The organism is Rhodococcus sp. T9N (assembly GCF_024436645.1).
In the GTDB taxonomy this organism is placed as follows: domain Bacteria; phylum Actinomycetota; class Actinomycetes; order Mycobacteriales; family Mycobacteriaceae; genus Rhodococcus_F; species Rhodococcus_F qingshengii.
Map to the genome: position 1 here is coordinate 1 of NZ_JAMSKS010000081.1, position 18,700 is coordinate 18,700.

Genomic DNA, 18,700 nt, shown 5'->3' on the forward strand with positions numbered 1-18,700 from the left:
TTCGACTTGCTCCGCAAACGAATACTCCTCAGTGACTGATACTTTCAAAATCGATCACGGAAAGTGGGCCAGAACCAAGATTCAGATGCCGTTGACACACTGCGTTGTCATGACATAGCTGACACTAACTCAGGTGCAGGGGTTGTTAGGTTTTTGCGTGGTCCACCGCGTCCGTTGAGGCCGCGATGGTAGGTGCCGCGAGCGCCATCACGGAAAGTGGGCCAGGACCAGTTTTCAACCGTCGTCAACACGAACCACTTAGGGCTCCAAACTTGGCCCATTTGTACTCCCACGACGTCACTCGATCAGGTTGTCCATCAACAAAACTCGGACGACAGTCTCGCTACCGACCCTTGACTGGACTCTCCACGACGCGATTCATGCGCGCAATCGCCGGCGTTCGCGGACTAGCTCGGAGCTCTCGGGTGACCGGCCCGTTCGAGACGTCCGACAGGTCACGCGCCGAGGGGAATCGGGGCTCTGTCATGGAATACGCGCAGCACGTTCGCAGAGTGGTGCATGTCCTCGACAACGCGGTGAGCGGGTGCCCCATATTTGGCGACGAGATCGAGACGTGATTTCGTCCGTTCGCGGTCGAGGCGCAAGCCAGCTTCGCGGAACGACGAGGCGTCGATAATCCGGTAGGAGAACAACGCGTCTGTCTTCGGCATCCACCGCGCCAGGAACTCGCGGTCCATGCGGTGGGAGCTGCCGCATAGTGGAGTCGAGCTGTCGACGCCCCACCGCGCGAGGAGATCGACAATATCGGATTCGAAGCCGGACAGATCCTGCGGTGCGTTGTCGCCGGCTGCTGCGATTTCAGTACGTAGATCGGCGAATAGCCCGTTGTCAGTGTGCATTCGCTTCACGACGTCGAACGCTGGATCGGTGTGAAGTCGGTCGATCAGGGCAGATGTACCGGTGGTGACTGCGAGGGCCTCGAAACGCTCGATCGGCATGAGGTCGGCAGAGTACAGCGCGAACCCGATTTCGAGGATCTCGCAGACTTCGGCTTCGGTGCCGGTGGTTTCGAGATCTACGAACACGAATCCGTCGACGCTCATCTTGTGTCTCCATTTCTCGTTTGGTGATGCCGCTGGGGACGACGCTGGGCCGTTCACTGCCGCGCCGGCATACCGTCGCGGCGGTCTCTGTGACGCTACGGGCCATCGTCGCCTATCGGTCCGACAGGTTTCCTTGCTTCGACGGCCCGCAGCACACGCTGCGCGTGGGCGTTCTGCTTCCGGAGTTGGGTATGTAGCGCGCCAATCGGGAGCCCTCCCGTGCCGGCACCCTGCGGGTTCGTTGTCGGCCGAGACCTGCCCATCCGCGGCTGCACGGTGATCGATGATCGGTGTCGACAGCATCTGCATCTCCCTGCCCAGTTTCTCCGCCCGCCCCGCCGGTACACCGCAGGTCGATACTCACGCTGGATCGGGCGACGCTTGGGTTTCGCTTCGGGGAGTTGTACATACGGAACGTCGGCACCCCACACGAAGTCTGCGGCCAGGGGTGCCCACACAGGCCGGAGGTCGCGCCCATTCAAGGCTTCGTCCACGCCGTCTGACACGCCAGCAGTACATGCCGAAGTTAACGCTGCAAGTCGGCGGGGAATCAGCCAGCAACCTTGGGCTTGGTCAGCTGAAAGCCCTTCAGCTCCCGGACTGCAGCGCGATGTAGATCGGTGAGGTGAAACCTCAGCGGTAGAGCAAATTGCGCATCAGTCGTTAGCGTCGTCAGACGGCTCGACGCAGGCTGGCTTCATCGATGTCGATGCCTCACCGCGAGATCTGTCGAACACCGCTGAGCGGCTCGCCTGGACCGTCCCGTCGCACAACCTGTCAATGGCACCTGAATTTTGACAGCAGAGCCACTGCGGCGGGGTGTGGACGGTCTATGTGGGCATTACACGATGAGGTCCCACTGGCAGCGCTCCACCCGAGGCTGCCGTGCATAATTGAATGGCGCTGCAGAGCGCTATCGCTTGGGTACATACACGGGCAATGTGCACCCGAGGCCATCGTCCATTGCTGATCAGTACGGAAGGACGATAGGTGTGACCAATACTGATCCATTCGAGTTAGATTGGCACGAACCTGAATCGCCGGTCGATCTTGAGGCCATCCGCAAAAAACTCGCGGAACTTCTGGTCGACGACATGCTCATTGAGCAGGTCTGCACGCGAGTTCAGGGAAACGCGATTGGTGTACTGCTTTACGGCAGTTGGGCGCGGGGCGATGCATCAGCCACTTCTGACTTAGACCTTCTCGTTATGTCACAGTTCCGGGCCGACTCCGGAATGGAAGGCAAGTTAAGCCTGAGCGCCTACACCCCCACCCAACTGGCCGATGCCCGAGCTACCCTCTTCGGGATGCATCTGGCGAGGGACGGGATTGCCTTGCACGACACCGAAGGCCGAATGGCCGAAATCTTGAGCACGTTCACCCCGCCCGACCCACAGGAGTTACTCCAACGGATTCGCGAGTTCGCAATTGTTCTCGATCTGCCACGCGAGGAGCAATCTATCTATCTGCCGGGGTTGTGCCAGGTCGCTCGGTACTTACTCCGCACGGCCATCTACACCCTGGCTCTACGCGATGGGCGTCCATGCTTCTCAGTCGAGGAATTGGCGGTGCGGTTCAATCAGCCAGAGTTGACTATCTTGCTGTCGTCGCATCCAGAGCAGTATCCTGCTCCTAGTCTCGGTGTCCTCGACGATTTGCGCCAACGCCTGATTGAGGTAGTAGGCGCACCCGGCGACAACCCGTTTGGATCCCTACACGCGCTCATCGTTAGCTCATCGACAAGCAATCCTGACCTTGAGAAGCTGGCTACCTTAGCTCTCGGCGTGGACGAATCCCTTCCTTACGCCGAGCTTCCGAAAGTAATTCTATGAACGAGATCGGGTTCATCGGTGATATTCACGGTTGCATTGAAGAACTGGACGAACTCGTAACAGCGGCACGCTCTCGCACCTCCCACCTTGTCTTCCTCGGTGACTACGTGAACCGTGGACCGCACTCTCGTGAGGTAATTGACTTCCTGATCCGACTGCAGCAGACCAAGGGAATCTCTACGTCATTCATCATGGGGAATCACGATCAAGCCTTCCTTGACTCGCTAGTGGGCGACGGTTTTGACAGCTTCTTGCGGATCGGGGGAGCATCCACGGTTGTGTCCTACGTCGGTGCGCCGCGAGCCGACGTACTGTCCCAGCTTCGGGAAAGTGTTCCCGCCACACACATTGACTTTCTGAACTCGCTCGCCAATCAGGTTGTGGTAGACGGCGTTGTTGCAACGCATGAACGCCCGGCCCATGAGATCGACACGACAGGGGACACCGAGCGATTCGCAATCTATGGTCACTCTCCTCAGCGTCGCCTTCTCCCCCGGATCGAACACGATCGAGCCTTCATCGACACAGGTTGCGGCACGCTGCCCGACGGCCGGCTGACCTGTCTATTCTGGCCGAGCCTCACTTGGATTCAGTCGAAGCCTTGTAAGCCGATTCGATGACGAGAATTTACTACTAGGTCCCCGCTGCGCTGAGCTTCACGGAGGTTTGCTCGATGTCCCGATCCAGCAAGGGGCTCTGAGCCTTCCTGGCGTGTACAGTCGCTTCCCTCAGTAGCGCCCTCGCGCGTGAAGTCCCTCCTTTCGCGAATGCCACCTCCGCGAGCAGCCAGGCTGCTGTGCCAAGGCCGGCAGCATTGTTCGACTTCTCGCTCTTCTCCTGCGATACGAGCGCATGCCTCTCAGCCTCATCCGGTGCGCCTTCCAGCAACAGGAGCTGCGCAAACAGCGCGTGCGCAATGCTGACCCCATCGGAGTTCTGGATTCGTTCATTAATTTTGAGTGCCTGCTCGATGTGGCCCTGGGCCCCGTCGGCCGCACCTTGCCGCAGCCCCGACTCCGCGAGACCCGACAACGCGTTGGCCATCAGGTGATCATCGTGATCGTCTCGTAGAAAGTCGATTGCTTCGGCGAACCTCGCTTCCGCTGCCGCGTAGTCGCCAAGGCGCATTTGGCTCCGACCGAGATTGATTGCAGACTGCGCTAGTTCTTTCGGGGACCCAAAATCCTGACGCAAACTGTGTGCCTCTTCGAAAAGTTGAATGGCTGCATCAGGTTCCGTGATCTTCAACAAGGTCAACCCGTAGTTGTCCAGCGCGTAACACAGTTTCTGATTGATGGGTTGCGCGCTTGCCCGTGCAGTTTCGACGGCCTCGTGCAACAGGTCCCTGGACTGGGTCAACTCACCACGCTTACGATGAATCACACCCATATTGGCTAAAGAATTTGTTTTATAAGCGACCGCTTCGGCGTCGCCTCTGGCCAGTAAGGCGGGATCTGCGAGTAGCTGATTGTTGAGCGCGAGAGCCCGTTCGAGCCGCCCTGTTCGCCTCATGAACTGGGCGAACTCCGTCAATGCCTCGGGATCCCCGTCCTTAATTGCATGAGAGAAGGCCGCTTCGGCCTGCATCAGGTGCCCAGCCGCCGCGTGCCTCTTGGCAGTCGCGAGGAGTTGCATCGGTGTTGAGTCCGAAAGCTCATGCATCGGTGTTGAAGCCGATAGCTCAGCTGGAGTCATCTGCGCGGGCAACGTGATCGTCTGTGGAACGCGAACTCCAAGCGGTTGAGCCGCCCATTCAACGAGATTCCGCGTGATGACGCCCGACAGACTGTCGTCCGAATCGAACGTATCAAACAACAAGCTCTTCGACTGCTCCAAGCGGTCACGAAAGTCCATCACCTTGCAAAGTTGTGGGCCTGGGTCACGGAGACGGCCGGCGTCAATCGTCTTGAACAGAACGAGGAGATCACGCATGCAGGCATCCGATGATTCCAACAGCTCAAGGCAGCGATGGAACTCCTCCTCCGTACCCGACGAATAGGGCCCGTCGAGGCTTGGAGGAGAGCCCCAGTGATCTCCCAACATCAAGATCATGAAATCGCAGTCGTCGATATACGGATTAATCCTCGCTTGCGGCCTTCCGACACCCGCGGGGAACTGTTCCCAACCTCGGACGAGAAAGTGAACCCGGGCGGGGTTGGCTCGTTCCTCATTGAACGCGGAGACGGTCTTTCGACAAATATCCCGTTCGTGTGCGAGGTTCCCCGGCGACGCCAAGAAGATCGGACGACCTGAAAGCTCAATCGGCATAAAGCAACCCTAGCGGTGGCACTATCATCTGGATCGGGTACGGGGTCGTCGATATACAAAGCACCGGCTCCGCCGAAGAAGCCTAGCTTCGTCATCTCTTCGTGCTATGTGGTGCCACTCCATAGGCTGGGCAGATGCAAAAATTTTTGAGACGCTTGGGCGCTGTGACTGCCCTGGTCATCGCTGGCTTTGTGGGTGGAATATTCGGCGGTATCACCGTTCGGGGTGGCTGGAATACGCAGGTATTTGGACCGCTCTCCGCATGGGTGGCAGCATCGGTCACCCTCATCGCCGTAGTGGTTGCCCTCACCTCGTCTCGGAAGTCAATTGGGATTGCTCAGCAGTCCGCAGTGATCGCGGAGAGGTCGGTGGAAACTGCGGAGACACGCGCAATCCGCGAACGCGAGTTCAACCATCGCCGAGATAACACGAAGGCCATCGCAGACATGTGGGCACAGATTGGATCAATCCGACCGGCCCTGGAGCGCTCCAGAGACGCAGCGAGACGCGGTGACAAAGACGAGTTAAAGACCTCAGATTCACTTCTGCGGGACCGGATCGCCGCGGCTTCCGGTGCGGTCTTCTACGCAAAGACTGTGACTTTGGAGGCCGAAGTTCGTTCGGCAATTGAAGACATGTCCAAGCAGTTCGACGACTTCGAAACGTCCTGGAGCGATGGCCCCGGTTGCGGGCCTGACGATGCCTACGAACTGACGAAATGGTTCGACAACGTCATTGCGGCGTACGAGAAGGCAGAGACGTACCGCGGGGAATCGAGTGATTTGCTCCGCCGGCGATTGCCTCTGATCGATAGTGCAGAAGCTGAGATCGCGCACATGTTGCAGCAGCAGTCTCCAGCCGCCCAAGCCAGACTGAAAAACCTATTGGAAACGATCTTATGGGACAAGACCTCACTGTGAACGGGGGCAGTCCCCAACTCCACGAAACTTGAAGAACACTAAAGTCTCCGGAAGCCGTTGCTGTTCACGGAGTTTGCCCTGAAACGCAACAAAAAGTCACGAGTCGGGAAGATTTCTGGCAACAGCAGTCCCCTCAGCTCTCAGATCGGCTATCCGTCGGTCTGGCGGCGGACTAGCTTGTCGGTGAGCTCGATTGTGGACAAGTACCACCAAAAGATCCAATCGAGATACGCATCGTCATACTCGGGGTGTTGTTTGGCATCTCGATGCCGAATGGCGAACTCGTTTGCAATCTGAAACAGCGCTCCTTCGTCTTTCTTGAAGAGTTCAGATTTCAGAAGCGCGCGCCGCTCTTCGAGCAAGCTTGCGAGCACGGTGCATGCACTGCGCTTCTCATCGCGACCCGCGTTTCGTGAGCGAAATAGTGCGATGGCGTGCGAAACAGACACTCTCCGTTCCTGATCCGGAGCGTCCAACGCAGAATCGATGAGGTCTTGGCGTCCCTCGTCGACTCGATGAGCCAGTCGTCCAGTGTCTTCCCCGCTCTTGGTCAGAATCAGATCGATCCCGTGACGCTTCAGCATTCGGTTGACCGTCCACCGGTACAGCACTTGCGCCGGATAGGGAGCAAATCGTTCGTAGTGCCATCCGCAACCGTTGAAATTGTGGAGCCAGCGATCCCGCGGTCTAGCCACGAGATCATGGAAAACTTCGATGAGACTGTAGAACGTTTGTTCGTCCCATACTTCTGGGCGTGGCCACCACAAGCCAGCTTCGCCCAATCGTTCAGCGATCACCTCGTCTAGCTTGAGGTCTTGATCCTGCAATCCAGGAAAATCGTCATCGACGCACGGGCGGGGGGCAACTCGATCTAGATATCCACGATTTTGAATGAGTGCCACTTCTCTTAACCAATCCCGTTGCGCAGCAGCCAGGTCAGGACTGTCACGGTGGGCAGCTTCAGACGAGCGACTGGATACTCGGGCGGCGTAATAGGGTCGCGGTGAATGTTCTTCAGGAAGTCTTTCAGCGGCCGAAATCAGATCTTGCAGAAACAGGGTCTCCGGTTTAGTACCTATGCGCCCCAGCTTGGCCGGAGTCGATGCCCACACGTCACTTGAGCGAAGGAATCCTTGACTAGCTTCGCGAAAATCGTCGGCAGGTACATCTGCGACGAATGCTTCAGTGAGCAACCACTCGACTCCCCTGTTCCACTCCGCTTTGTTACTCAATACAAGTTCGCGCAGCGCTTTGGATTCGAGAACGAACAGTTCCCTCGGCCATCGAAGTGTGTAGTCCGGTCCCGGATGACTGGTATCGAGCACAGGTACACACGCTATCGGGTGAGGGTCGATTTCGAAAACGAACAACAGCATCCTTATTCACCGACGCGATCGTCTCCACTGTTTGCAACTTGTCATCGGTTTGCGCGGGGTCTCCATCGGGGCGATTCCACCACAGCGTGCACGGAACTGTCAGTGGTCCTAAGTCGCTAGCGGAGTTCCGTTTTCCAGGTCACCGCGCACTACGTGAGGCCCGGAACGTCGTACCGCCGAAAGAGTGCTTCGAAGAAGTCCTGGACCAACTTTCGCGACTGCGCGTCGTTTCGCAGCTCAGTGGCACCGAACCGGAAGACCTCGTACCCACGCAGCTTCAGCTCGCGATCGGCGCACACGTTCTTCGCGTACTGCCGCGGGTCGGGTTTCCCATCGGTTGCATAGTGATGCTGCCCATCGACTTCGAGGACGATCCGCGTGCTCCCCGGCATGAGCAACAGAAAGTCCATACGGAGTCTCGGCAGAGCATTCACGCCGCGGTGCCGGATCGTTTTGGGGTCCCAGTGCAGCCATACTTCGGGCAGGAGCGCGGGAAGGTCTTGGACGAAGTCTTTGAAGATGTGGTGGTACTGGTCGAACAGAAAGGCCTGTGGCGGGGAAGTCTTGGGGAGACTGGACCGAAGACGTTTGTACAGCGTCGATTTCGCTAGTTCGTCGTCATCCAAACCTTCCGTTTCTTTCCACCAGGCCTGCAAATCACGCCAACAGATACCGTCCGGGCCAATGGAGCGGTCGTAGACAAGGGCTCTGGTGTCGGCATCCTCGTGATCGACGATCTCGATGTCGTTGTCGACAGCGTCGACGAAACGGATGTCCGGCCGCACCGGTGAGGCGAAGACGAGGTTCTTCGGCCGCCTGTTGCGCGCTACCGATGTGGCAACAACTTCGAACACCGGGTAGCCGCCATCTGCACCGGTCTCGATCAGTGCGAGCCCCACCGCATGTAGGTGCGGATTCACTGTGTCGACGAGACGTCGCTGGACCGCCTCGTCGAGGACGACGTCAGCTGACATCAGTCGTTCGAGGAACATCGCGAACCGCCGGTCACTCGCCTCGAACGCTCCGAGTTGCTCGAACAACTCTTCGGTGGACCAGTCCCCAGGATTGTGGATGACGTGCCGGTGGACGCGGTCTCGCAGGTTTCCCCGGTCATTGAAGAGGTCGCCGAACAGTCTGTCGTCGAGGATCCACAGTGCGTCCAGCATCGAGACGAGCCGCTCTCCACCTATGGCCACGTCCTCGATGTCGAGGCTTCGTGCGATGTCCCGCCGAGTTCGGCGCTCGATCTGTGGTGAATCTGCCAAGGCCCAGAGCGCATCCTGAACTGCATTGCGCGTTGCTGCAGCCATCCTCAGCTCACGTAGGACCGCCACGGCGACCTGAGGAAGGTCACTGTCGGGTAATGCAGTGAAGCTCGCACCGATGCGCTCGGCCTTCGTGCCTTCGCCGGGCGGCGTCGGCAGGCCGAGATGCTCGCACCCCGCCGCAAGTTTATCGCCGTTATGAAGGTCACGAAGGCTCGCGATCACGGGTTCGAGTTGGTCACGTAAGACCGCTAAATCGTTGTCGCGCTCCTGACTTCTGGACGTCGCACTCAACGGTTACCGCCGCCCGGAACTGCGACGGCATGGCACGCCCTACACCTCGGCGATTGTCTACGGGGTCGCGATTCGCGCCACGCGCTGCGATCCGTTGTCTTCATGCGCGAAGTCCATCAACAGTTTTCATGGTTTCGACTGCGACAGTGGTGACACGCTTGATCAACTCGACAATGTAGGTCGGGTCGTCATGCTCGTCGCACCAGCCGTTGGGATCGCTGACGATCCCGGATGCCTTGTCGGTCTTGACTTGGTAGCGCTCGATGATCCACGCCAACGCCGAACGCGAGCCGAGCATGAAGCGTTCAGCTTCCTCCGGAATACCTGTGATGGTGACCTTCGGGTTGTAGACGATGGTAGTGCGGTCGTCGACGTTCTTACCCGTATCCGGGTCTTTCCGCTTGCCCCACTTCATCTTCGAAATCCGCAGCGTCTCACGGTCGTCCAGGTTCGCGCCGGTCTTGAGCTGCACGTCGAGGTCGTACGGCGCGACGGACTCGTAGTTGACGTGCAGTTCGGACAGCCGGCGACCGGCCGCGGCGAACTGCTCGAAACGTTCCCGGCTGTCCGGGGTCGGGATGTGCGGGAGCATCTTCTTCAAGTCCGCCGAGTAGGTCTCGCGGTAGGCGGGATCGTGCAGCAGTCCGTAGACGTAGTAGAAGATGTCGTCCTTGGTCACCTGATCGCCGACCGCGCCGACATAGAGGGCTAGGACGCCGTCGGTGATGTTGTCGACCCGGCGGTAGCCGTGCTCGTCGACCTCGGTGGTGTCGGTGGAAGCGAAATCTAGCTCACCATCAGCCGATTCGGGCTTGACGTAGGTCCATCGGGAGAAGAACTGACCACTTCCCGAGCCCCAGAAGGACAAATCGGGAATCTCGTCGGTCATCAACGCTGAGAACAGTTTGTCCGAGCCTGTACCGACCACGTAGAAGCCGATGTTTGTGTGGTGCGGTGTGGGGAACATCGACGGGATTTGGTAGATGATGTCGTTGACCTTGCGGTCAAGGTAGGCACGCTGCTTACAGAACGGCCGATAGCTGCCGATACGCATCCCATCCTCGTCGGCGGTCAGCGGGGCGTATCGTGCCGCGCTATTGATCAGGTTCCGGCTCCATTTCAGCTTCGTGCCGTCAGCCAGGTCTGGTCTCTGATCAAGGAACTTGCTCATCGCGACACCGGTTCGTGCCATTTCCCCCTTACTTACGAGCGTTTCGAAAGTCGTCGCGGCAAGATTGACGTTCTCGAGAAGTCGGTCGATGTTGGAGGTCAGCGCATCACCTGCGAAGTTATAGCACCAGGCGTCTTTCGCGGAGTTGAGTCCCATTGAGAACTGAGCGAACACTGCCGTACTCGCGGTCCCCTTCTTGTCTCCGATGGCCGGCCAGGTCGTGAACGTGTCGTCACGCTGATTTGCCCAGTCTCCGTGACTGTTTGGGGTGATCGCCTGCCACTCGACGGTATTGAGGTGCCCTTCGGAGACAATCCAGAGTTTGTCTTCGCGGGTGAGGTAGTCGCCGATGTCGCGGTAGTGGATCTCGCACAGACCGTGATGCGCCGGGTTTTTGATGCCGATGAAGATGGCGACGGTGTTGCGGCTACCGGAGCCGAAAACTTTTCCGCCTTCCTTGCGAGACAGTTCACCGGCGGTGCGCTGGTTTCCGCGCAGGTTGTAGACGTAAATGTGTGCGTATTCCTCGGCCATGCTCAGTCGGATTCCGTCGGCGGTGTTGCCGTCCACCCAACCGCCGTTGGAAACGAATGCGACCACACCGGAGTCACCGATGCGGTCCGTCGCCCAACGGAACGCGCGCAGGTAGGAGTCGTAGAGGCTGTTCTTGTTCGTCGCGGTCGAGAGCTTCGCGTAGGTGTCGGCGATGCGGCCGTCCAACGTCGGGTAACCGACGTTCGCATTCAGATCGTTCGCGCTGGTCTGCCCCACCGAATACGGCGGGTTGCCGATGACGACGTTGATGCGGGTGTCGTTCTGGCGGATGATCCGAGCATTGTTCTGCGGGAACATCTCCGCGTCGAGGCTGTCACCGCTTTCGGTGATCTGAAAGGTATCAGCGAGGACGATGCCCTCGAACGGAACGTACGCCGCGTCTCCGCCCTGATCCACCAGTGCGTGATAGGTGGTTTCGATATTCACCGCGGCGACGTAGTAGGCGAGCAGCGTGATCTCGTTGGCGTGCAACTCATTCGCATACTTGCGGGCCAAATCGGTCGGGTTGATGAGCCCGGATTGCAGCAGCCTGGTCATGAACGTTCCAGTTCCGGTAAATGGATCGAGAACATGCACGTCTTCGTCGGTGAGGCCACGTCCGAACGAATCCCGCAGTGCCGCATCGGCGGCGCGGAGGATGAAGTCGACGATCTCCACCGGGGTGTAGACGATACCGAGGGCGTCGGACTGCTTCTTGAAGCCGATCTTGAAGAACCGTTCATACAGTTCCGCGATGACTTTCTGTTTGCCTTCGGCGCTCGTCACCTCGGTAGCCCGGACTCGCACGGAGGCGTAGAAGGCGTCGAGGCTGGCGGTTTCCGCTTCCAGACCGCTGTCGTCGAGGGTGTCGACCATCGACTGCATCACCCGCGAAACCGGATTGTGGGATGCGAAGTCGTGCTCGGCAAACAAGGCGTCGAACACGGGCTTGGTGATCAGATGCTGCGAAAGCATGCTGATCGCGTCGTCGCGGCTGATCGAATCGTTGAGGTTGTCGCGCAAACCGGTGAGGAACCGCTCGAACTCTTCCGCCACTGCGGTGTTGGCGCCGGCGAGGAGGGCGTTGATGCGGGTGATCTGCGCGGCGGCGATGTCGGAGACGTCACCGGCCCAGTCTTCCCAGTAGGCGCGGGTGCCGACCTTGTCGACGATCTTCGCGTAGATCGCTTCCTGCCATTCGGAGAGGGAGAACAACGCCATCTGCGTCGCCATCCCACCACCGTCGCCGGTGTTGGTGCCGTCGGCGACACCCTGCGCAGAATCGTTGCCGGAACCCGTTCCATCGACACCATTACCGCTGCTACCGCTACTGCTGTTGCCGTTGTTGTCGAAGCTCTCGCCCACCTCGACGAGTGGTCCGATGTGCCCACCGAGGAGGCGGTCGTTGCCCTTGCCGTCCTTCTTGTTGGTGGTGGCGTTGAGGGCGATGGAGTTGACCATCGCGTTGAACCGATCATCATGGGCGCGAAGCGCGTTGAGGACCTGCCACACCACTTTGAACCGGGTGTTGTTCGACAACGCCTCCGACGGGCTGACTCCGGCCGGCACCGCGACCGGCAGAATGATGTAGCCGTAGTCCTTGCCGTCGGATTTGCGCATCACCCGGCCCACGGATTGCACCACGTCGACCACCGAGTTGCGGGGGTTGAGGAACATCACCGCATCCAACGCCGGAACATCCACGCCTTCGGAGAGGCAGCGGGCGTTGGTCAGGATCCGGGCTTCCCCCTCAGGGATCGGTGCCTTGAGCCAGGAGAGTTGTTCGTTGCGCTGCAGCGCGTTGAACGTGCCGTCCACATGGCGCACCGAACACGTCAAGTCCAGGTTGGTGGAATCGACCGTGCCGCCGTCGTTTTCGCTGTTCTCGAGCAGGTCACGGTAGGCATCGACGACCGTCGGGAATACTTCGGCGACCTGCTTGGAGGCGGCGATGTCCTTGGCGAACGCGACCGCGCGGCGCATCGGCGCCTCCCCCGGTGCGAAGCCTGTTCCTTCGGGGGTTTCACCGGCGCGCTTGGCCAGCGCGTTCCAGCAGCCGATGATCTTCGACGCATCATCGAGACGCAGTTCGCTGTGCACGCCGGCAAGCTGATCTTGCAGTGGCGCGGCCATCAACGATTCGTCGACGGTCAACACGATCACCTTGTAATCGGTGAGCAGACCCCGCTCGACAGCCGCACCGAACGAAAGCCGGTGAAACTCCGGACCGTAGACGGTTTCGTCGTCCATCGACGTCAACTCGGCCGAATGCTCTTCGGCCTTGTCCTTGACCGTCTCGTCGAAGATCCGCGGCGTCGCCGTCATGTACAGCCGGCGGGTGGCCTTGAGGAACTCGGCATCGTGGACGCGGACGAAGTTCGAATCGTCCTCCCCGAACAAGGTGACGCCGGTGGTGCGGTGCGCTTCGTCGCAGATCACCAGGTCGAACGGATCCACCCCCAGCTCTTGCGCTTTCGCGACGGCGGGCAGGGATTGGTAGGTGGTGAACACCACCGTCAAACCTTTGGCGCGTTTACGGTGCGCCATCTCCGCCGCCAGCTTCGCCGGATCGGTGGTGACCGGGATCGCGACGTCGTGGATGTTGAAGTCTTCGGCGGAGCGGGAGACCTTGGTGTCCGAGCAGACCGCGAACGCCCGCAGATCCAACTGTGTTTGCGCGGTCCACTCCCGCAGGGTTTGTGAGAGCAGGGAGATCGACGGCACCGCGAACAGGATGCGGGCGTTGCCGCCGTTCTCCAATGCTGCACGTTCCGCGATCTTGAGCGCTGTAAAAGTCTTTCCGGTACCGCACGCCATGATCAGCTTGCCGCGGTCGCTCCCCTTCTCGAACCCGGCGAAGACATCGTCGATCGCGGTCTGCTGATGCAGCTTCGGCTCGTGACGTTTCGCCTCCGACAGGTTGACCTGCAGCTCCCCTTGGGGCCAGGCGATGTCCCAGTCGATCGGGGATTCGGCGATCTCGGCCATCCCGATCCGCTGCACCGGGATCGACTGTCCCTCCAGAGCCTCTTCGGCGTTCTTCCCCCACCGATCGGTCGTCGAGATGATCACCCGATTGGAAAACGGAGCCTTACCCGATGCGGTGAAGAAAGAGTCGATATCGCCCTTGGAGAGGGTTCTGGTGGGTTCGTAGAACTTGCACTGGATAGCGGTGTACTCGCCGGTGTCGCGTTCGCGGGCTACGAGGTCGATGCCGGTGTCCGGCTTACCCTTACGGCCAGGCCAGTCGATCCAGCGCCACACCTTCTCGTACTGTTGCGAAAGCAGCGGATCGAGCTCGAAGTACCGGACCATCAACTGCTCGAACTTCGTGCCCCGCTCCGAATTCGACGGAGCCTCACGGAACGCCTCGATGACCTCGTGCACTGAACCCATGACAAATCCGACCTCTCGCGACAACTACCGTGCTCAGCCCACAATCTTGCCTGCACGCGGGACCCGTTCATGCACCGGGCGCACGTCAGTGATCGGTTAGGCATCGGTGTCGACATGCACTCCGACGTGCACACCGACCTTGCTACCCAGATTGACCAAGGCATCGAGCGAGAACTTACTCAACTTGCCGCGATAAAGATCCGACAGCCGCTGGGTGACACCGAGATTCTGGGCAGCAACAACCTGCGACCACCCGAACCGGTCGATCTACCCTCAGACCGCGTCAGTGCTGCGCCTTCTGATCCGTAGCTCAGGGGGCCACGCGAATCTTCCGGCGTTCGGCATCGAGCATCCGACCAACTCGGCGACGCTCTCGCGAACGCTTCTACCCCGTAAGAGATAAATGCTGTGTGGCCCAACGAAACAACAGGACGCGGTCTAGTCTGCGAGGCATGCACCTGGTCCCGACCCCTGACGACGACTACGACGACACCTTCGATCCGGATGCTCCGACGTTGACACCACGCCAGTGTCACATCGTTTCGCGGGTAGCGTCGGAGTTGGCGGATGCAGTGCTCGCCGACGTTCACATGCTCGGCGATCTCGCGGTCCAACCAGGTTCCGGATGCATGGTGCTCGCGGAGCTTCCGGAATGCACCTGGACCCAGGATGCGACGTGGCGACAAACAATGGCCAGGGCGTTCGACGATCTTTCCGCCGATGCAGCTGCGGAGCTCGATCCCGAACCTCGCTGTACCGGTGAGGAAATGGCGCTCCATCTGATCATCGGAGCTGCCCGCACAGCCATGCCAGCAGACCGGTTCATCGACGACATCGCGGATCTTCCTCCATACAAGGACGACGACGACTGGGACGGCCCACTCGACTACCTCTTCCAGGACCACGACGTGCTGACACTGTTCTGGCCGGAACCCATCTCGGACGGAGTCAACCTCGACCCCGCAGACTGGTTCACACCGTTCGAACCGGAACTCGCACGCGACCAACCACACGGCTTCCGCACATAGCCACCTCACGAGGCGTCATATGCTCGCTTCCTGATGTTCAACGACCCGGCCGAACGCCGGTGGCGTCGCCGAAACGCGCCGCGGAACCAACTCCGAGGACGTCGCCATACGACTCGTCGCCAACATCGGCACGGGCTGACAGACAACGAAACGCTCGGCGCGGCCAGAACATCCTGAACCCGGACTTCTTCAACGGGTTAATCACCTTCTGGGGGTATGCGGCGGGAACCCTCAAATAGCTACCTTGAACAGGGACGATGACACGTCCCCCTCATCGCCGGCCGCACGCACACTTGACCCTCAGTCAGATCGCCATCGAGCAGTCGCAAGATCGGGCGGACCCGCTGCCCCGCTCTCACTCCGGTCTAACGGATCCGGGTTTCGTTGCGTTCGTCGAGGACCCGATCCACAACCGCCGTCGAGACCGAAAAGTCCTGCCCTTCCACCGAGCGTAGGTATCGGCAGACATCAGACAGCATCGCCAATTCTTCGTCGACACGATCACTCATACGGGCAGTATGCAGCCCCGACGCCGTCAGTGTCCGGAGCGTGCGGCCCGCCAGATGGCGTGGTCGATTTCCCACGCAGTCACCACGCGACCCGTCTCCGTGGTCAGTGCCCGAGCGATGTTCCGTAGAAGCAGACGCGCAGAATCCGGTGTCGTCTCCGCGCCGTGGCGAGCAAGCCACCGCAACACCATCCGATCGGGTTTGACTGTGTCCTGGTCCCCGATCAGCATCCACAGATAGCCGCGGCGCACACCCGCACTGCCCTCACCGGGTACCTGTCGCAGCGCGGCTTCGACCGCGTCGAGCCGGACTGTGTCGGTCAGTAGTCGGCGGGCATCGTTGAGGGTGAGCACGCCGTGCTCGTGCAGCACCGTCGCATACCGGAGTGCCGCGTCGGCTTTGCGTATTCCGCCGCGGGTCGAGGTGTTCTGTCGGTTCTTCGTCGTGTCCAACAATGCTTCCACCGACGTGTAGCGGTCGAGGAACACGTCGAGCGGGACCGGATCTGCTGTCTCCGGCACCGACATCTGCACTGACGGCGACTGCACCTCGAAGTCCGCTGCGACCCGCTCGACCACCGGCACAACATGATTGTCGTAGTGAGCACCGATGCTGTAGACGGCGTCGAGCACGCAGAAGCTCACGCTCACCCACCGCCGCTCCCGGGGCTTGGGGTCCAGCTCGCGAACCGCGGCCACCAGCCGCGCCATCTCCTCGTCACTGTGCATGCGCCGTACCGTAACCGACCTGGCAGACACTCCCCTGCGACTAGACACCACAACCCACCCTCGGCAGACGCCGGCACCCATCCACCACAAAGAATGGGGACATGTCATCACCCCAGGTCAGAACGCCAAACGATGCGCCGAACGGCCGCCCAGGACCACCAGGCAGCACAGCCGACAGCTTCTCTACCCGCGACCGAGCCATGAACTCCGCATCGGCCGACCCGAGCAAACTCGGGTCCGAAACCTGAAAGCACAGGGGGCGGTGTCGTCACCGCTGGCGATAGTCCGACTACTGCCCGATACCGCCAAGAAATGTGCATTGACCATAGGAAACGACATGTCCCCTCCCCTATCACTGTGCCGGGTCTTCGGCGCCAAGCGAGAAGCTGCGGTCAGACTGGATTGAGAAGCTCCGGGGTGTTGTTGCGGGGCGAGTTGACCGCGGTTCCGACTTCGTAAGGTTCGAGGTGCGATTCAGGGACCGAATTCAGCAGCGCGTCAACGTCTTCGAGACTGGTCATTGCTCACCGAGCCGATTCGTCTCTGTCGCGGGATGGCTAGGCCTTACACAAAGCCGTCAATGCGGTTGTGCCGACGGGTTCTTCGGCAAGCATCGGAACGATCGCCGTTCGCTGACTGTATCGGCGTGTAATGCTGTCGATCTCGGTGATCTCACCCGCCGCACGCTGCTGCAGAAGCGGCGAGGTCGGTTCGGCAGCAGCGAGGGAATTGTTGACCACCCACGCCCAAGGCTCAATTCCCGCACGCTGCAGATCCGCTTGCAAACCAGCAGCTTCGAGCACCGGTGTGGTTTCCGCGAGGGTCACGAGCAGGACCTTCGTGGCCTGTGGGTCCTGAAGTCGCATCAACGGTGTCGTGAAGTTCGTGTTCTCCCCCATCTGGCGGGCGATCTCGCGGTGATACGAGCCGGTCGCATCGAGCAGCAACAGCGTGTGACCGGTCGGGGCCGTGTCCACGACGACAAATTTGCGGCTCGATTCGTGGATGACTCGCGAAAATGCTTGGAAGACCGCCACTTCCTCCGTGCACGGCGATCGGAGGTCTTCGGCGAGGTTGGCGCGGCCTCGTTCGTCGAGGTTCTTGCCCTTGGTGGTCAGGACGCGGTTGCGGTACTGCTCGGTGGCTTCCGCGGGGTCGATACGGGAGACCTGGAGGTTGTCGAGTTCTCCGCCGAGAGTGTCCGTGAGGTGCGCGGCGGGGTCGGTGGTGGTCAGATGCACCTGATGTCCACGGCCGGCGAGGGCGACAGCGATCGCGGCGGCGATGGTGGTCTTTCCCACTCCGCCTTTGCCCATGCACATGATGAGGCCGTGATCGTCTGTGTCGAGTTCGTCGATCAGGGCCGAGAGCGGAGCGCTGAGCGGCTGCGGGGCTGCAGCCGGCGGTGCAGCTACCGCGCCGGTGTCGGGGATGAAGAGGCCCTCGAGTGCGTCGATACCGACGATGTTGGCCGCTTTGAGTGGGACCTGATCGGTGGGCAGTTGCGCCAATTCGTCTGGCAGGGCGGCGATCGCAGCTTGCTCGCGTCGGTGGATCGCGGTCTCGAGTGGATCGGTGTCGTCGGCGGGTTCGGGGAGAACTCCGTTGATGACGACGTGTTGGTGGGTCAGTCCGATGTCGGCGAGTTCGCGGTGGGTGCGGGTGATTTCGGCGAGCGTCGAGCGCTGGGCACGTGAGACCAGGACGAGGCGGGTCCGCTGCGGATCGGCGAGCGCAGCGACGGCGTCGGCGTAGATGGCGCGCTGCTTGTCGAGCCCGGACAGCGGCCCCAGGCATGATGCGTCGCCTTTGCCGTCGTCGAGGAACTCGGTCCACGATCCGGGGAGTTGAAGCAGCCGGATGGTGTGCCCGGTCGGGGCGGTGTCGAAGAGGACGTGGTCGAAGGCGGCGGTGATGTCGTCTTGGCCGGAGAGCAGTCCGGTGAACTCGTTGAACGACGCGATTTCGGTGGTGCAGGACCCGGAGAGCTGCTCGGCGATCGCAGCGATGTCCTTGTCCGGGAGCAGCCCGCGCACGGGGCCGATGATGCGCTCACGATAGGCGGCGGCGGCTTGTTCCGGGTCGATCTCGAGTGCCGACAGTCCGGGCGCTGCGGGGATGTCGGTGATGGTGTTGCCGATGCTCACCCCGAACACCTGCCCGACGTTCGAGGCGGGATCGGTGCTCACGAGCAGCACTTTCTTCCCCGCACGGGCGAGGGTTATTGCACTCGCGCAGGCGATGGACGTTTTGCCGACACCTCCCTTGCCGGTGAAGAACAGGAATCGGGGCGCGTCGTTGAGGAACTTCATAGC

The 18,700-nt window shown here is 60.4% G+C and carries 13 protein-coding genes and 1 pseudogene; 4 read left to right on the forward strand and 10 right to left on the reverse strand.

The window, feature by feature from the left end:
- Window positions 1-455: 455 nt before the first annotated feature.
- The gene (locus M1L53_RS33115) at window positions 456-1,064 is read right to left on the reverse strand and encodes a hypothetical protein (RefSeq protein WP_064074603.1); all 609 of its coding nucleotides are present in this window, start codon (window positions 1,062-1,064) and stop codon (window positions 456-458) included.
- Window positions 1,065-2,056: 992 nt separating this feature from the next.
- On the opposite strand from M1L53_RS33115, the gene M1L53_RS33120 reads away from it, so the two are divergent.
- The gene (locus tag M1L53_RS33120) at window positions 2,057-2,896 is read left to right on the forward strand and encodes a nucleotidyltransferase domain-containing protein (protein WP_064074604.1); all 840 of its coding nucleotides are present in this window, start codon (window positions 2,057-2,059) and stop codon (window positions 2,894-2,896) included.
- Complete coding sequence (locus tag M1L53_RS33125) at window positions 2,893-3,516, forward strand: metallophosphoesterase (RefSeq protein ID WP_064074605.1); 624 nt, start codon at window positions 2,893-2,895, stop codon at window positions 3,514-3,516. Before M1L53_RS33120 ends, M1L53_RS33125 begins: the two co-directional genes overlap by 4 nt.
- A 13-nt stretch (window positions 3,517-3,529) precedes the next feature.
- Here the strand turns inward: M1L53_RS33125 and M1L53_RS33130 are convergent, their stop codons facing one another.
- Window positions 3,530-5,164 (reverse strand): tetratricopeptide repeat protein, encoded by a 1,635-nt coding sequence (locus M1L53_RS33130; protein ID WP_261949281.1) that lies wholly within the window; start codon window positions 5,162-5,164, stop codon window positions 3,530-3,532.
- 164 nt (window positions 5,165-5,328) lie between these two features.
- Here M1L53_RS33130 and M1L53_RS33135 point away from each other — a divergent pair, with 164 nt between their 5' ends.
- Window positions 5,329-6,084 (forward strand): hypothetical protein, encoded by a 756-nt coding sequence (locus M1L53_RS33135; RefSeq protein ID WP_197486209.1) that lies wholly within the window; start codon window positions 5,329-5,331, stop codon window positions 6,082-6,084.
- A gap of 149 nt (window positions 6,085-6,233) precedes the next feature.
- On the opposite strand, the gene M1L53_RS33140 is transcribed toward M1L53_RS33135, so the two are convergent.
- The 4 genes from M1L53_RS33140 to M1L53_RS33155 all read right to left on the reverse strand — a co-directional run bounded on the left by M1L53_RS33140 (window position 6,234) and on the right by M1L53_RS33155 (window position 14,387).
- Window positions 6,234-7,409, reverse strand: a complete 1,176-nt coding sequence (locus tag M1L53_RS33140; protein ID WP_058038015.1) for a hypothetical protein — start codon at window positions 7,407-7,409, stop codon at window positions 6,234-6,236.
- Window positions 7,410-7,609: 200 nt separating this feature from the next.
- On the reverse strand, window positions 7,610-9,019 hold the full coding sequence (locus M1L53_RS33145) for a hypothetical protein (RefSeq protein ID WP_058038016.1): 1,410 nt from the start codon (window positions 9,017-9,019) through the stop codon (window positions 7,610-7,612).
- 100 nt (window positions 9,020-9,119) lie between these two features.
- A complete protein-coding gene (locus M1L53_RS33150; RefSeq protein WP_058038017.1) occupies window positions 9,120-14,120 on the reverse strand; it encodes a DEAD/DEAH box helicase in 5,001 nt (1,666 codons plus the stop codon).
- A 96-nt stretch (window positions 14,121-14,216) separates the two neighbouring features.
- Window positions 14,217-14,387 carry an XRE family transcriptional regulator gene (locus tag M1L53_RS33155; RefSeq protein ID WP_397517566.1) on the reverse strand — a complete coding sequence of 57 codons (171 nt, stop codon included), beginning with the start codon at window positions 14,385-14,387 and terminating at the stop codon, window positions 14,217-14,219.
- Between the two features lie 185 nt (window positions 14,388-14,572).
- Here M1L53_RS33155 and M1L53_RS33160 point away from each other — a divergent pair, with 185 nt between their 5' ends.
- On the forward strand, window positions 14,573-15,148 hold the full coding sequence (locus tag M1L53_RS33160) for a hypothetical protein (protein ID WP_054801997.1): 576 nt from the start codon (window positions 14,573-14,575) through the stop codon (window positions 15,146-15,148).
- A gap of 365 nt (window positions 15,149-15,513) precedes the next feature.
- On the opposite strand, the gene M1L53_RS33165 is transcribed toward M1L53_RS33160, so the two are convergent.
- From M1L53_RS33165 to arsA, 4 genes and pseudogenes are all read right to left on the reverse strand, one after another.
- Window positions 15,514-15,657 carry a hypothetical protein gene (locus M1L53_RS33165; protein ID WP_172827053.1) on the reverse strand — a complete coding sequence of 48 codons (144 nt, stop codon included), beginning with the start codon at window positions 15,655-15,657 and terminating at the stop codon, window positions 15,514-15,516.
- A gap of 26 nt (window positions 15,658-15,683) precedes the next feature.
- Window positions 15,684-16,385, reverse strand: a complete 702-nt coding sequence (locus M1L53_RS33170) for a hypothetical protein (protein ID WP_058038019.1) — start codon at window positions 16,383-16,385, stop codon at window positions 15,684-15,686.
- Between the two features lie 392 nt (window positions 16,386-16,777).
- Window positions 16,778-16,894 (reverse strand): annotated as a pseudogene (locus M1L53_RS33175) (SOS response-associated peptidase); the annotation flags it as partial.
- 48 nt (window positions 16,895-16,942) lie between these two features.
- Window positions 16,943-18,697, reverse strand: coding sequence for an arsenical pump-driving ATPase (arsA, locus tag M1L53_RS33180; RefSeq protein ID WP_064075214.1), 1,755 nt, complete (start codon window positions 18,695-18,697; stop codon window positions 16,943-16,945).
- Window positions 18,698-18,700: the final 3 nt, after the last annotated feature.